Genomic DNA, 13,386 nt, shown 5'->3' with positions numbered 1-13,386 from the left:
CATTCCGAAAAACCGAAATATTTTGTCTGCGGGGGCTTGCGCCGTCGGGCAAATCAATGCCAAGGCGTCACCCTCACCCCACCTCGGGCATTATTGGGTGGAGTCCGGCAAAAATTCCACCGAGCGATCCTCGACGTGGTGGTTCGGAAGCTTGTTTACTCCGGCCATGACGTGAAGTTCTTGGAGCGAAGGCATGCCTGCCGTTTCGGCACGGACGGCGAGAGGTGCGTGCCACCACATCGTCGCGGTTCCAACAAGAGCACTCATTGCAATTGCCAAAATCATCAGGCGCGTCATGGGAAACTCCGTTGTTTCCGACCCCAATCATAGGTCGGCCGGCTGGAGAGGAAGTTCACCGACACCAACGCATCGGATACAATTAGGCGCAGGCACAATGGATCGTGCGATATTCGAGCGCAGCGGTCCGTTCCGAGCGCGAGCGGTTCGGAGAAGAGCAGTCAAATCCAGCGGCGTTCGGCTCAGTGCGCGATCCATATGCCAACCCCGATGATAGCCAGCGATACGATGATCACCAGAAGGTCGACTGTGAGCCAGCCGGGCATGACTTTTGACGGTTGTTCGCTCATGGCGCGACTCCTTCGTTCGCGTCCAAAGCGGCATACTGAATCGGAATAGCGCGCGCTGATATGAACTACTTCACAGGCACGGACCAAAGACGAAAAGCCTGAGAGCTCGCTCCCGGCGCGCTGTTCCAGCACGGCACGGAGATTGGCAAGGGGATTGGTTCTATCATCGAAGGCGCTTCGTAGCGCCCTCGCGGCGACCGATCAGCTTCTCCGCAAAGCGTCAGTCGTGCTTGACGCCAGTGGCGCGCCGGGTGATCTGATTGATCTCGGAGGCGTAAGATCCTGGATAAAGTCTCTTAGCGCCTCGGTATCGAACGGCTTACGCAGTATCTTCAAGTTTGGGGGAGCTGCTTTTGCCGCATCGCTGTAGCCGGTCGTAAGGGCTATGGGCAAATTGGGATACCGCGACCGAATTTCTCTCGCTAGCCCGACGCCATCGATGGTCCCTGGCATGACGATATCGCTGAAGACGAGATCGATCCTTGTGCCGGCTTCGAGCAGTTTTAATGCCGCTTCGGCCGAATCTCGATAGATGGTCTCGTAGCCCAGATGCTCGAACAGCGAGGATGTGACATCCGCCACATCAGCGCTGTCGTCGACAACCAGAACCGTCTGCCGCTGCGAATGCCGTGTTCTTGCTCTGGCAGCGGCGAGCTCCTTGCTGGCGATTTGCTCGTCCGCACAAGACGGCAAGTAGATTGTAATCGTCGTTCCTTGTCCGACCTTGCTGTCTGCCGTCACAGTTCCACCGGCCTGGTGCGCAAAACCATAAACCTGGGACAAACCGAGCCCGGTCCCTTTGCCGACCTCTTTGGTCGTGAAAAATGGATCGAACATCTTGGACAGAAGATTTGGCGGAATACCGGTGCCGGTATCGCTAAACGCTATCGCAAAGAAGTCCTTCCCGGCGCGATCATCGCCGGTTTGCCGGTCTATGGTCACGGCGTGGACGGATAACGTGAACGTGCCGCCGTTTGGCATCGCGTCGCGCGCATTGACGGCGATGTTGACGATCGAAAGCTCCAGCTCGGCGAGGTCCACCTTAACCGGCGAAACATCATCGCCAATGTTTTCATTGTAGACAATGTTCCCGCGCAGTGAGCTCTCGATCATGGTCCGCATGTTCTTGATGGACGCTGTCAGATCAACGATCGTCGGGCTGAGATGCTGATGACGCGAGAATGTCAACAATTGGCGCGTCAGGCTTTCTCCGCGTTTGGCCGCGTTCTGTATGGCTTCGATGGCTCTTGGCAGTTTTGGATCAAGCAGGCGTGCAAAGATCTGGGCACTGCCTCCAATGATCATCAATAGATTGTTGAAGTCGTGTGCAATCCCGCCGGTCAGCTTGCCGATTGCCTCCATCTTCTGAGACATTGCGAGCTGTTCGCGCGCCTGGACCAGTTTCTCCTCCGCGTCGCGTCGCTCGGTTGCGTCCCGAAGTATGTTGATAAAACCGATCAGATTCCCTGCGTCATCATGGCTCGAAGAGACTGAGCCGGTGATGAAGAACGGCGTACCGTTCTTTCTGATGCGCCACCCCTCGACCTCGTGCTTGCCGCTTTGGATTGCCGCTTCCAATGCGTGAGCTGGTGAACCCGCGCGGCGCTCATCCGGCCGATAGAATATCCCAAAATGCTTGCCTATGATCTCTTCCGGGGTGTAGCCGATGATTTTTTGAGCGGTGCTATTCCAGCTCGTAACGTGCCCCTCTCTATCAAGGGCAAAAATTGCATAGTCGACAACGCCCTCGATGAGGGTTTGGAAGTGGCGTCTAACGTTGTCGAGCGCCAAATTCCTCCGTTCAAGCTGACCGTTCAGCCGGTCCTGAACAGAAAGCAAATGAGCTTCAGTGGCCTGGTGAGTGGAAATTGCCGCGGCCAAAGCAAGCGGGGGCACCGATACGCTGATCGAAAGCACGAGCAATGATAACAGCGCTCCATTCGGATCCGCTTTCGCAAATGGATCGTTACCCGTCGAGAACCCCCATGTGGCGATTCCGATGAAAATGAGCGCTGATATAGCGACGTTGCATCGATTGCCGCGCAGACCAGCCCACATCAAGGGCAGGAAGACCAGAAAGCCAAGAAGGCTCCGATGCGGCAGCGGCACGTTGAGGTCGTTGCTGATGAGGTCACTACCGATGATCGGGCTGTAAGCAACGATCCCGATGATGCTCACGAGAGCAGAAACTGCGATCGATTCCAACAGATTCCATTTGAAAGAAATGCGTAGAGGCATCGTCGCCAGCAGCACGATCACCGGAACAATCACCAAGGCGCCGGCAGCGTCTGCAAGCCACCAGGTCAACCAGGCGACGACGGAATCGGAAAAGCCTGGCTCATTGGCGAGAATGAATCCGGCCAAGGCGATGAATGAACTCATCATCGTGGTCGGCGCAAAGGCAATGATTGCAAACTTGACGATGCTGGAGGGGGTTGCAAACGTCTGTTGACCGTTCGACGAGCGACCAATCAGCCATGACCCGGCAAATGCAGCAAGGAGGGTGCCGATTCCGACGGAGCCCAATTCCAGGATCGATCGGTCGGCCATGAGATAGGGAGAAACGGCCCCCACCAGGATCGCGGGCCAGATCCGGTAGCCGCGCAGGAGGAACAACGCGAGCGCAAGCCCGGTTGGGGGCCACAACGGTGTCGCGGACGGATTTATTGCGGGTAGAAGTCGCGCGGCTTCGGCAAGGCCGCCGTAAATCGCGGAGACCACCAAAAGTTCGACCAAATAGGTTGCAGCACCCCGAGTGCTGCCAAAAGCAACGATATTTGCTTTTCCAAACCTCGCCCTTTCCATCACCAGCCTTTGCGTGGACATCTCAAAACGCGGTTGGGGACCCGGCCCGCTGTCCAATGCTAGCCCAAAGAGGGCAGTCGCATTTCCAGCCCGTCGATCCCGCCAAACACTCAATGCAGTTTTGACCGAAGCATGGCCGCAAGATGGTCGCTGGAGGATCGCCTGGCAAGTTCGGGACCAGGCGCGCTCGGGCAGCACCATTGACCTAATAGCGAAGTGTACTGCAAGAGACAAAAGGGTGCATGTCGGGCCCCAAGCGGCGCTCCTCCTCAGCAAGTAGCCCGGATGAGCGCCGCGACATGCGGGATCGCAGCGACACGGCCCCCGGATGTCGCTGCGCTCATCCGGGCTACGCAATCCAAGCAATCACGTGATCGGCTTGACGATCTCAAACCCCAAGCCACCGCAGTCCGCCGGGAAGATCGTGAGCTGCAAAATCGATCTGCAGGACCCTGCGGTGACGCGGCTCGTGCGCGACCTCCGAGGCGTGCAGGATCGGTGTCGCATAGAGCCATATGTCTCCCGCTTCCGCCTCGCAGACCGCCCTTCCGCACCGTTCGACGATAGCCTCCACCTCGCTTTCCCTGATCTGCCCGAGCCGGTGCGACCCCGGCGCGATCAAGAGCGGCGCGACGATCGATCCGGCCGAAGCGCGGCCACCGCACGACATCGTCGCTCAAGTCGAGCCGCTACGACCAACGTCGTCTGCTCGGCAAAGGTGAATTCCGGTTAACTGCATTGCGCCGTCCTCATGCTCGCCTGAGGGGAAATGCCGCATGGAGCACTTGGGGCTTGCAGCGGATCATGTAGGATAGCGCCATGAACTTGCCAGCGGCAACGACGCCGCCCGCTGACCTCAGGGACCGCGCAATGACCGCGCATGTGATCGTGACCGACGAAGCCGCCACGCGCCTGATCAAGCTGCGCCGGCCCGAGAAGAAGAACGCGATCACCCAGGAGATGTATCGCGCGATGAGCGACGCGATCGACAAGGCGCAGAACAATCCGAAGATCCGTTGCCTGATCATCACCGGCGGTTCCGGCGTGTTCACCGCGGGCAACGACATCGAGGACCTCTTGGCCGAGGGCACCTCGACCGAGGATCCGCCGCGCGCCTCCAACCTGGTCAAATTCCTTTATTCGCTCGCGCACAACGTCAAGCCGATCATCGCGGCCGTCGACGGCGTGGCGATGGGCATCGGCACCACGATGCTGTTCCACTGCGACTACGTGCTCGCCAGCAAGACCGCGCTGTTCTCGACGCCGTTCTCCACTTTCGGCCTGGTGCCGGAGGGCGCCTCCAGCCTCCTGATGCCGCGCACCATGGGCCTTCAGCGGGCCTTCGCGATGCTGGTGATCGGACGCACCATGACGGCCGACGACGCGCGCGTCGCCGGCTTCGTCAATACCGTGGTGGCGCCGGGCCATGCCGAGGTCGAGGCGCACAAGGTGGCGCGGGAGATCTGCGCGCTGCCGGCCGAGGCGGTCGCGATCTCGCGCCGGCTGATCAGATTGCCGCCCGAGGACGTCACCCGCCGGATCGACCAGGAAAACCACCTGTTCACCGAGCGCATGCATTCCAAGGAAGCCGTCGCCGCCTTCCGGGGCTTCATGGCACGCACGAAGGCGTGAACGGCGGCGTCGCAAAAATGTTGTGGCCTCGCTTCATGGTCACGTGTTCCATGGACAGGTCATGAGACGCTCCCGCCTTTCGCACCTCACCGCCTCACTCCTGCTGCTGGTTGTCGCCGCCGCCTCCCAGGCGGCGCGCGCAGAGCCCGTGAGCTTGCGCATCCTCGCGATCAACGACTTCCACGGCTATCTGCGGCCGCCGCCGGGCGGCATCCGCATCACCGATCCCGACGACAAGACCAAGAAGGTCATGGTGCCCGCCGGCGGCTCCGAGCGAATGGCGACCCTCGTCAAGCAATTGCGCGAGGGCCACAGGAACAACGTCTTCGTCGCGGCCGGCGACCTGATCGGCGCGAGCCCGTTTCTGTCGGCGATGTTCCATGATGAGCCGACCATCGAGTCGCTCTCGATGATGGGGCTTGCGATCTCCTCGGTCGGCAATCACGAGTTCGACGAGGGCAAGGACGAGCTGTTGCGGATGCAGAACGGCGGCTGCCACCCGGTCGACACGTGCCAGGGACCGCATCCCTTCACGGGCGCCAAATTCCGCTATCTCGCCGCCAGCACGATCGACAAGACCACCGGCAAGACGGTGTTCCCGCCTTACGAGATCAAGCAGTTCGACGGCATCCCGGTCGCCTTCATCGGGCTCACGCTGAAGAACACGCCGAACCTGGTCTCGCCGGCCGGCGTCGCCAGCCTGACATTCCGCGACGAGGTCGAGACCGTCAACGCGCTGGTCCCCGAATTGAAGGCGCGCGGCGTCCAGGCGATCGTGGTGCTGATCCACGAGGGCGGCTTCCCGACCGGCGACTACAACGAGTGCCCGGGCATTTCCGGGCCGATCGTCGACATCGTGAAGAAATTCGATCACGCTGTGGACGTCGTGATCTCCGGCCACACCCATCAGGCCTATATCTGCGAGATCGACGGCCGGCTCGTCACCTCGGGCGACAAATACGGCACGCTGGTCACCGCCATCGACCTGACGCTCGATCCCGCGACGCGCGACGTGACCAGTGCCAGGGCGGCCAACACCATCGTGCGTATCGGCAACTACGCCAGGGATCCCGAGCAGAGCGCGCTGCTTGAATCCTACGACCGGTTGGCCGCGCCGATCGCCAACCGCTCCGCAGGCTCAGTGACGGAAACGCTGTCGCGGACGCCGAACGAGGCCGGCGAAAGCGTGCTCGGCGATATCGTCGCCGACGCGCAGCTCGCCACGACCGCGGCCGCGGACAAGGGCGGCGCCGTGATCGCCTTCACCAATCCCGGCGGCGTGCGCACCGAGATCGTCAGGCGCGAGGACGGCGCGGTCACCTATGCGGATATTTTCGCAAGCCAGCCGTTCCGCAACCAGCTCGTAACGATGACGCTGACCGGGCAGCAGCTCAAGGAGATGCTGGAACAACAATGGGCCGATCCGAGGCGGCCGCGCCCGCTGCAGGTGTCCAAGGGCTTCGCCTATGCGTGGGATGCGACCAAGCCGGACGGCAGCCGCATCATCGCCGAGCGGATGACGCTCGACGGCAAGCCGATCGATCCCGCCGCGAGCTATCGCGTGACCGTGAACAACTTCCTTGCCGAAGGCGGCGACGGCTTCACGGTGCTGAAGGACGGCAAGGCGCCGCAATTCGGCATCTACGATGTCGACGCGCTCTATGCATTCTTCCGGGCCAACAGCCCAATCGGCCCGACCGCAGGAAAGCGCATCGAGCGGATCAATTGAGCTGACTCAACTTCATCCTGAGCGCACGCGAGGTCTGCCGAGCTTTCGAGGCGTCATACCCCGCGCATGCGGGGTATCCAGTACGCCGCGGCCTGGCGGCTCTATCTCTGACGTCTCGGAGTACTGGATGCCCCGCCTTCGCGGGGCATGACGGCCAAGGGATCGCGACCGGGCAAGAGCGAACGCGGGCCTTTCCGTGCGGGCGGTAACCGCCTACATTGGGCCTTCCTCGCACGCGCATCGGTTGCGCCGGGAATTTGCATGACACTGCTTCTGACGCATTCCGCCTGCCTCGACCATTTGACCCCACCCGGACACCCCGAACGCCCCGACCGGCTGCGCGCCGTCGACCAGGTGCTCAGCGAGGACCGCTTCAAGGCGCTGGTGCGCGACCAGGCGCCGGAAGGCGATCTCGATTCGGTGCTGCTCTGCCATGGCGAGCATTATGTCGGCGAGCTCCGCCACATCGCGCCGACCTCGGGCATGATCTATATCGACGGCGATACCTCGATGTCAGCAGGCACCTGGGAGGCCGTGATGCGCGGCGTGGGCGGCGCGGTCGCCGCGACCGACGCGGTGATGGCGGGTCACCACAGCAACGCCTTCGTCGCGGTCCGCCCGCCCGGCCATCACGCCGAGAAATCGACGCCGATGGGCTTCTGCTTCTTCGACAACGCCGCAATCGCCGCGCGCCATGCGCAGCGCAAATACGGCATCAAGCGCGCCGCGGTGGTCGATTTCGACGTCCATCACGGCAACGGCACCCAGGACATCTTCTGGGCCGATCCGACCGTGATGTACTGCTCGACGCACCAGATGCCGCTGTTTCCAGGCACCGGCGCGATGGGCGAGCGCGGCGAACACGACACTGTCGTCAACGCGCCGCTGGCGCCCGAAGACGGTAGCACCAAGTTCCGCGCGGCCTTCGAGAACCTGATCCTGCCGCGGCTGCAGCAGTTCAGCCCGGAGCTCATCATCATCTCGGCCGGGTTCGACGCGCATCACCGCGATCCGCTGGCGGCGATCAACCTGAAGGGTGAGGATTTCGGCTGGGTCACCCGCAAGGTGATGGACCTCGCCGACAAGAGCGCCGGCGGCCGCGTGGTCTCGGTGCTCGAGGGCGGCTACGACCTGCAGGGATTGAAAGAGTCGGTGGCTTCCCACGTCACCGCATTGATGGGCGGTTAGATCCCCGCCACAATACGCCCGCAAAAATTCGATTGATTCTGCGCCTGGGCGAGCATGAAACTGTGGGAACCGGTTTTCCCATCGCGACAAACGCGTAGCGTTTGCGCGGAGGTCATGCTCAATCTGATCTGCGTAGCCGGGAACACATGATGGCCGAAAATACCCAAGCCGACGTCAGGAAGCTCTCCTTCGAACGCGCGATCGAGGAACTCGAATCGATCGTGAAGCGGCTCGAGGACGGCAAGGTCCCGCTTGAGGAGTCGGTTACGATCTATGAGCGCGGCGAAGCGCTCAAGCGGCGCTGCGAGGAGCTGTTGCGACAGGCCGAGGCCCGCGTCGACAAGATCACCACCGACGCCTCCGGCCAGGCGAACGGCACCGAGCCGCTCGACGTGCAATAGGGCGGCAACGTTTCCAAACATTTCCACGGCTCGGCCACCTGCCCGGCGCCGCAATGATGATTGCGGCCGGCGGCCGAATCGCATGGCCCGGACCGTCCGGCTGCTGCCGAAATGGGCAAATTGGAACCCGTAGCGCGCTCGACCATTGAAAACATTAGGTTTTTCGAGACCGGACATGGGAACCCGGCGCACCTAGCGGGTTGGCTTTGGCAACGGCTTTGGTGTAAAGCTTCCAGCTCTATGGGCATTTGAGGGTGGCCGGCTGCCAGATTCTTCGGGCAGCAAGCGTCTCAAATGGTTCGATAAACTGAACCGGGACGGGTGAAGAGACACCAACGTGACGGGTCTCACGTGGTGCAATCCGGAGTGCATCTAGACTTTCAATCAGGCACCGGTCCGCCGGGGCGGCACCCAGTGTCTGGCTTTTCGCTGCGCGTGATCGCGCAACCCTTCTCGCGTTGGACCGTTGGTTCCGACTCGCAAAATTGGAATATCGCTGTGACCACATTTAGTAAGACGCCGCTTCTTGACACCATTCGCACGCCGGACGACCTGCGTCGGCTCAAGGTCGAGCAGGTGCGGCAGGTTGCCGACGAGCTCCGCCAGGAAACCATCGACGCCGTGTCGGTGACCGGCGGGCATTTCGGCGCCGGCCTCGGCGTGGTCGAGCTGACCACCGCCATCCACTACATCTTCGACACCCCGCGCGACCGCCTGATCTGGGACGTCGGCCACCAGGCCTACCCGCACAAGATCCTGACCGGACGCCGCGACCGCATCCGCACGCTGCGCACCGGCGGCGGCCTCTCCGGCTTCACCAAGCGCACCGAGAGCGATTACGACCCGTTCGGCGCCGCGCACTCCTCGACCTCGATTTCGGCCGGCCTCGGCATGGCGGTTGCCCGCGACCTCTCCGGCGGCAAGAACAACGTCATCGCCGTGATCGGCGACGGCGCGATGTCGGCCGGCATGGCCTATGAGGCCATGAACAACGCCGGCGCCATGAACTCGCGCCTGATCGTGATCCTCAACGACAACGATATGTCGATCGCGCCGCCGGTCGGTGCGATGAGCGCCTATCTGTCGCGGCTCTATTCCGGCAAGACCTACCGCACGCTGCGCGAGGCCGCCAAGCAGATCAACAAGCGCCTGCCGAAGGTGATCGCCAACCGCGCCAACCGCGTCGAGGAGTATTCGCGGGGCTTCATGATGGACGGCGGCACGCTGTTCGAGGAACTCGGCTTCTACTATGTCGGCCCGATCGACGGCCACAATCTCGACCACCTGCTGCCGGTGCTAAAGAACGTGCGCGACATGGAGACCGGCCCGATCCTGGTCCACGTCGTCACGCAAAAGGGCAAGGGCTATTCGCCGGCGGAAGCTTCCGCCGACAAGTACCATGCGGTGGCCAAGTTCGACGTCGCCACCGGCACCCAGGCCAAGGCAAAACCGAATGCGCCGGCCTACCAGAACGTGTTCGGCCAGAGCCTCGTCAAGGAAGCGCAGAAGGACGACAAGATCGTAGGCATCACGGCCGCGATGCCGTCCGGCACCGGCATCGACATCTTCAACAAGGCGTTCCCGGAGCGCACCTTCGACGTCGGCATCGCCGAGCAGCACGCGGTGACATTCGCGGCCGGCCTCGCAACCGAAGGCTACAAGCCGTTCTGCGCGATCTACTCGACCTTCCTGCAGCGCGGCTACGACCAGGTGGTCCACGACGTCGCGATCCAGAGCCTGCCGGTTCGTTTTGCGATCGACCGCGCCGGCCTGGTCGGCGCCGACGGCGCGACCCATGCCGGCTCGTTCGACAACGCCTATCTCGGCTGCCTGCCGAACTTCGTAATCATGGCGGCCTCCGACGAGGCGGAAATGGTCCACATGGTGGCGACCCAGGTCGCGATCAACGACCGCCCGAGCGCGCTGCGCTATCCGCGCGGCGAAGGCCGCGGCGTCGAGATGCCGGAAGTCGGCGTGCCGCTGCCGATCGGCAAGGGCCGGGTCATCCGCGAAGGCAAGAACGTCGCCCTGCTCTCCTTCGGCACCCGTCTCGGCGAGTGCGAGAAGGCGGCCGACGAGCTCGCCGCGCACGGCCTTTCGGCCACCATCGCCGATGCGCGCTTCATGAAGCCGCTCGACGAGGAGCTGATCACGAAGCTCGCCCGCGACCACGAGATCCTGATCACGATCGAGGAAGGCTCGATCGGCGGCTTCGGCTCGCACGTCATGCAGTTCCTGTCCGACAACGGCATGCTGGACGGCGGCCTGCGCATGCGCTCGATGATCCTGCCCGACGAGTTCCTCGATCACGACTCGCCGGCGGCGATGTATGCCCGCGCCGGTCTCGACGCCAAGAGCATCGTTGCCAAGGTGTTCGAAGCCCTCGGCAAGGATTTCAAGGCCGAGACCGTCAAGCTCGCGTAACGACGTCGGGCGGCGCTTTGGGCGCCGGGCAAAGTCCATGATCATCTATCTGGCAGGTCCTGACGTGTTCCTGCCGGATGCCGTCGAGATCGGCCGCCGCAAGGCGGAGATCTGCGCGGCGCACGGGCTGACCGGGCTCTATCCGCTCGACAATGCGGTGAACACCGCATCCGCCGACGCGTCGCTGACCATCTTCAAGAGCAACGAGGCGATGATGGAGTCCGCCGACGCCATCATCGCCAATTTGACGCCGTTTCGCGGCCCCAGTGCCGACGCAGGGACCGTCTATGAGCTCGGCTACATGGCGGGCCGCGGCAAGCTGTGCCTTGCCTACTCGAACGATCCGGCGTCCTATGCCAATCGCGTGGCGCGGCGTCAGCAGGTGTTGGCCGCACCCGACGGCCGCCTGATCGATGCGGAGGGGCTGACGGTGGAAGAGTTCGGACTGCCTGACAATCTGATGATGATGCACGCGCTCGATCTGCACGGTGCGCCGCTGGTGACGCCGGCCGAGGCGCCGGCTGACATCTGGCACGATCTCGCCTGCTTCGACGCCTGCGTGCGGCTCGCCGCCGCCCGCGCGCAACGCCAGCCGGGCTTCAATTGACCGCCAGGGGCGCCAGCGACGGACAGGCCAACAAGCGCATCGACGTGCTGCTGGTGGAACGCGGCCTGTTCGAAAGCCGGGCGCGGGCGCGCGCGGCGATCGACGCCGGCCTCGTCGTCGCCGACGGCAGGCCGGTGACCAAAGCGTCCGAGATGATCGCGCCCGACGCTGACATCTCCGCGCAGCCCGCGCATCCCTATGTCTCGCGCGGCGGCGTCAAGCTCGCCGGCGCGTTGGAGCACTATCCGATCGAGATCGAGGACCATGTTTGCCTCGACGTCGGCGCCTCGACCGGCGGCTTCACCGAGGTGCTGCTCGCCAATGGCGCGAGCCTGGTGTTCGCCATCGATGTCGGCCACGGTCAGCTGCATCCCTCGCTGCAGGGGCACTCCAAGATCGTTTCGATGGAGGCGACCGACATCAGGAGTTTTGAGGGCAAGCGGCTGCCGGCGCGGCCTGACGTCGTCGTGATCGACGTCAGCTTCATCTCGCTGAAGCTGGTGCTGCCGGTGGCGCTGTCGCTGGCGGCGGCGCCGATGCACCTGCTCGCGCTGATCAAGCCGCAATTCGAGGCGCCGCGGAAGCACTCCAAGCGCGGCATCATCCGCAACGCGATGGTGCACCAGGAGATCTGCGACGACATCGCAGCGTTCGCCGCCTCGCTCGGCTGCACCGACATCCAGGTGTTCCCGTCCGCGATACCAGGCGGCGACGGCAACATCGAGTTCTTCATCGGCGCGCGGCGTGGCTGAAACCGTCACCATCGATCACGTCGGCCACCGCGGCGACGGCGTCGCATCCGCGCACGGGCGGACGGTCTATGTGCCGTACACGCTCCCCGGCGAGACGATCGAGATCGATTCGTCCGGCGATCCGGAGCGGCCGCACCTGCAGCGCATCGTGCAGCCGAGCCCGGCACGGATCGCGCCGTTCTGTGACTACTTCGAAAAATGCGGCGGCTGCGCCGTCCAGCATTGGCAGGACGACGCCTATCGCGCCTGGAAACGCAAAATCGTGGTCGACACGCTGGCGCAGGCCGGCATCGCCTGCGAGGTCGCCGAGATCGTCGACGCCCACGGCCTCGGCCGCCGACGTGTCACCGTGCACGCCCGCCGCGGCGCCGACGGCGAGCTGCGCACCGGCTTCGCCGCGGCCGGCAGCCATGCCATCGTCGCGATCGCGGATTGCCCGATCCTCGATCCGGCCCTGCGCGGCGCGCTCGATGCCGCGCGCGCGGTCGCCGAGGTGCTGAAGCCGACCAACAAGCCGCTCGATATCCAGATCACCGCCGCCGATAACGGCCTCGACGTCGATGTCCGCGGCTCCGGGCAGGTCGCCACGGCCACGATCGCGGCGCTGTCGCGGATCGCCGAAAAGCACCGGCTGGCGCGGCTGACGCGCCAAGGCGAACTCGTGCTGATGCGCAGCCCGCCCATCGTCACGATGGGCAGCGCACAGGTCACGCTGCCGCCGGGCTCGTTCCTGCAGGCGACCGCAGCCGGCGAAGCGACGCTGGCCGCGCTGGTGCAGGACCGCTGCAAGCGCGCCAAGCACATCGCCGACCTGTTCTGCGGCGTCGGCCCGTTCGCGCTACGCCTTGCCGTAGGCGCGCGCGTGACCGCTTTCGACAGCGACGCCGGCGCGATCGCCGCGTTGCAGAAGGCCGTGACCGCGACCAAGGGCCTGAAACCGGTCAAGGCCGAGGCGCGCGACCTGTTCCGCCGCCCGCTGGTGGTGCAGGAGCTGCGCGATTACGACACGATCGTGTTCGATCCGCCGCGGCAGGGCGCGCAGGCGCAGGTGACGCAGCTTGCGGCGAGCAAGGTACCGACCGTGGTCGCGGTGTCGTGCAACGTCGCGACGTTTGCCCGCGATGCAAAAATCCTGATCGACGGCGGCTACAGGATCGGAGGCGTGACGCCGGTCGACCAGTTCCGCCACACCCCGCATGTCGAGCTGGTGGCGCGCTTCACGCGCTGAGACGGGTGCCTGGCCGACGGGACACAGCTGCGC

The 13,386-nt window shown here is 63.7% G+C and carries 11 protein-coding genes; 8 read left to right on the top strand and 3 right to left on the bottom strand.

All coding sequences use genetic code 11. The features are described 5' to 3' along the window. Positions 1 to 90 precede the first annotated feature (90 nt). The 3 genes from ACFFWD_RS10245 to ACFFWD_RS10235 all read right to left on the bottom strand — a co-directional run bounded on the left by ACFFWD_RS10245 (position 91) and on the right by ACFFWD_RS10235 (position 4,062). Complete coding sequence (locus ACFFWD_RS10245; RefSeq protein ID WP_376964539.1) at positions 91 to 297, bottom strand: hypothetical protein; 207 nt, start codon at positions 295 to 297, stop codon at positions 91 to 93. A gap of 491 nt (positions 298 to 788) precedes the next feature. Further along, positions 789 to 3,413: an MASE1 domain-containing protein gene (locus tag ACFFWD_RS10240; protein ID WP_376964537.1), complete on the bottom strand. Its 2,625-nt coding sequence runs from the start codon at positions 3,411 to 3,413 to the stop codon at positions 789 to 791. A 367-nt stretch (positions 3,414 to 3,780) separates the two neighbouring features. Further along, positions 3,781 to 4,062 carry a phytanoyl-CoA dioxygenase family protein gene (locus ACFFWD_RS10235; protein ID WP_376964535.1) on the bottom strand — a complete coding sequence of 94 codons (282 nt, stop codon included), beginning with the start codon at positions 4,060 to 4,062 and terminating at the stop codon, positions 3,781 to 3,783. A 200-nt stretch (positions 4,063 to 4,262) separates the two neighbouring features. On the opposite strand from ACFFWD_RS10235, the gene ACFFWD_RS10230 reads away from it, so the two are divergent. From ACFFWD_RS10230 to ACFFWD_RS10195, 8 genes are all read left to right on the top strand, one after another. Further along, on the top strand, positions 4,263 to 5,024 hold the full coding sequence (locus ACFFWD_RS10230) for an enoyl-CoA hydratase-related protein (protein ID WP_376964587.1): 762 nt from the start codon (positions 4,263 to 4,265) through the stop codon (positions 5,022 to 5,024). 61 nt (positions 5,025 to 5,085) lie between these two features. Continuing rightward, positions 5,086 to 6,753 (top strand): bifunctional metallophosphatase/5'-nucleotidase, encoded by a 1,668-nt coding sequence (locus ACFFWD_RS10225; RefSeq protein WP_376964533.1) that lies wholly within the window; start codon positions 5,086 to 5,088, stop codon positions 6,751 to 6,753. Between the two features lie 261 nt (positions 6,754 to 7,014). Next, positions 7,015 to 7,941, top strand: coding sequence for a histone deacetylase family protein (locus ACFFWD_RS10220; protein WP_376964531.1), 927 nt, complete (start codon positions 7,015 to 7,017; stop codon positions 7,939 to 7,941). 149 nt (positions 7,942 to 8,090) lie between these two features. Next, on the top strand, positions 8,091 to 8,342 hold the full coding sequence (locus ACFFWD_RS10215; RefSeq protein ID WP_376964529.1) for an exodeoxyribonuclease VII small subunit: 252 nt from the start codon (positions 8,091 to 8,093) through the stop codon (positions 8,340 to 8,342). A 498-nt stretch (positions 8,343 to 8,840) separates the two neighbouring features. Continuing rightward, on the top strand, positions 8,841 to 10,766 hold the full coding sequence (dxs, locus tag ACFFWD_RS10210) for a 1-deoxy-D-xylulose-5-phosphate synthase (RefSeq protein WP_376964527.1): 1,926 nt from the start codon (positions 8,841 to 8,843) through the stop codon (positions 10,764 to 10,766). Between the two features lie 37 nt (positions 10,767 to 10,803). After that, positions 10,804 to 11,373 (top strand): nucleoside 2-deoxyribosyltransferase, encoded by a 570-nt coding sequence (locus ACFFWD_RS10205; protein WP_376964525.1) that lies wholly within the window; start codon positions 10,804 to 10,806, stop codon positions 11,371 to 11,373. Further along, positions 11,370 to 12,125: a TlyA family RNA methyltransferase gene (locus ACFFWD_RS10200; RefSeq protein ID WP_376964523.1), complete on the top strand. Its 756-nt coding sequence runs from the start codon at positions 11,370 to 11,372 to the stop codon at positions 12,123 to 12,125. The genes ACFFWD_RS10205 and ACFFWD_RS10200 overlap by 4 nt, the downstream gene beginning before the upstream one ends. Further along, positions 12,118 to 13,353: a class I SAM-dependent RNA methyltransferase gene (locus tag ACFFWD_RS10195; RefSeq protein WP_376964521.1), complete on the top strand. Its 1,236-nt coding sequence runs from the start codon at positions 12,118 to 12,120 to the stop codon at positions 13,351 to 13,353. The genes ACFFWD_RS10200 and ACFFWD_RS10195 overlap by 8 nt, the downstream gene beginning before the upstream one ends. Positions 13,354 to 13,386 lie beyond the last annotated feature (33 nt).

It is taken from the genome of Bradyrhizobium erythrophlei (assembly GCF_042430365.1).
GTDB classification, from domain to species: Bacteria; Pseudomonadota; Alphaproteobacteria; order Rhizobiales; family Xanthobacteraceae; genus Bradyrhizobium; species Bradyrhizobium erythrophlei.
This window is presented reverse-complemented; position numbering and strand designations above follow the sequence as displayed.